This is a genomic window from Actinomyces sp. MRS3W (assembly GCF_032465695.1).
In the GTDB taxonomy this organism is placed as follows: Bacteria; Actinomycetota; Actinomycetes; order Actinomycetales; family Actinomycetaceae; genus Actinomyces.
In genome coordinates this window covers 1-1,264 of the sequence record NZ_JAWDJJ010000125.1, presented here as the reverse complement: position 1 = coordinate 1,264, position 1,264 = coordinate 1, and the positions used below count along the sequence as shown (strand labels likewise).

General features: G+C 73.6%; 1 protein-coding gene. It reads right to left on the bottom strand.

The features are described 5' to 3' along the window. The coding region (locus RWX45_RS04310) for a DEAD/DEAH box helicase (RefSeq protein WP_316022542.1) at positions 1 to 1,264 on the bottom strand (1,264 nt) is incomplete at both ends.

The window sequence follows — 1,264 nt, the reverse complement described above, 5'->3', positions numbered from 1 at the left end:
GCCCGGAACCCCCGCTCGGCGAAGCCGGCCCCGCCCGCCTGGGCGTCGTGAACGAACACGGTGGGCGTCATGGTCTGCGGGTGGATCGCCGTCGACAACCCGCCGATGTCCCAGCGGTCGCAGGTCGCCAGCAGCGGCAACATGCCGATCATGGCGTGCTCGGCGGCGTGCAGGGCACCTGGCAGGTCTCCCGACTCCAGGCCCGCCGCCGCGGTGGCCTGCACCGGAACCGTCCACCACACCGCCGCCGTCGGCAACACATGCTCGGGCAGGGACAGCTCGTGCTGGGAGACCACCTCCATGCCCGGTAGCGCCAGCTTGTTGTAGCCGATCACCTGGCTGGTGACCTCCACCGAGCCGAAGCACCAGCTCACGCCGTCGTTCCAAGCCTGACGCTCGCGCTCGGCGATGATGCGCACCGAGCTCTGCTCGCGCGCCCGCGTGCGGTAGCCGACCGCCGCCTTGCGGGTGACGACGGCGGCCTCGTCGGTGAGCTCGTCGACGACGTACACGCGCCCCTGGTGGACGTAGACGGCGCCGGGGTGGACGGTGGCGTCCGCCGAGGCCCCGGGAACGGTACCGATGACGGTGCCCGTCGCCGTCTCCACCACCGGCACGTCCGGTGGCCCGTCCCCGCGCAGCGAGGTCAGGTCCTGCGCCCGGCCGGGCAGATTGGTGTTCCAGAACCACCCCGCTGGGCGGCGCCGCAGCGCCCCGCGCTCGGCCAACTCCGCCAGCAGCGAGTCGTCCTCCAATCCGAACAAGGGCAGGTCCTCCTCCCGCAGCGGCGACTCCGAGGCGGCCGCGCACAGGTGCGGCGCCAGCACGTAGGGGTTGGACGGGTCGAAGACGGTGGCCTCCGGGGCGGCGAAGACGTCCTGCGGATGGTGCACCAGGTAGGCGTCCAGCGGGTTGTCGGAGGCGATGAGGACGGCCACGCCGTTGCTGCCGGCCCGCCCGGCGCGGCCCGCCTGCTGCGCAAGGCTTACGCGCGTGCCCGGCCAGCCGGCAATGATGACGGCGTCCAGACCGGTGACGTCGATGCCCAGTTCGAGGGCGTTGGTGGTGGCCAGGGCCCGGATCCGCCCGCGGCGCAGGTCGGCCTCCAGAGTGCGGCGCTCCTCGGGCAGGTAGCCGCCCCGGTAGGCGGCGACCGTGCCCGCCAGCTCGGGCTGCGACAGGCTCAGTGTGTGGCGGGCGTGCTCGGCGACGATCTCCGCGCTGCGCCGCGAGCGCACGAAGACCAGGGCGCGGGCGCCGACAC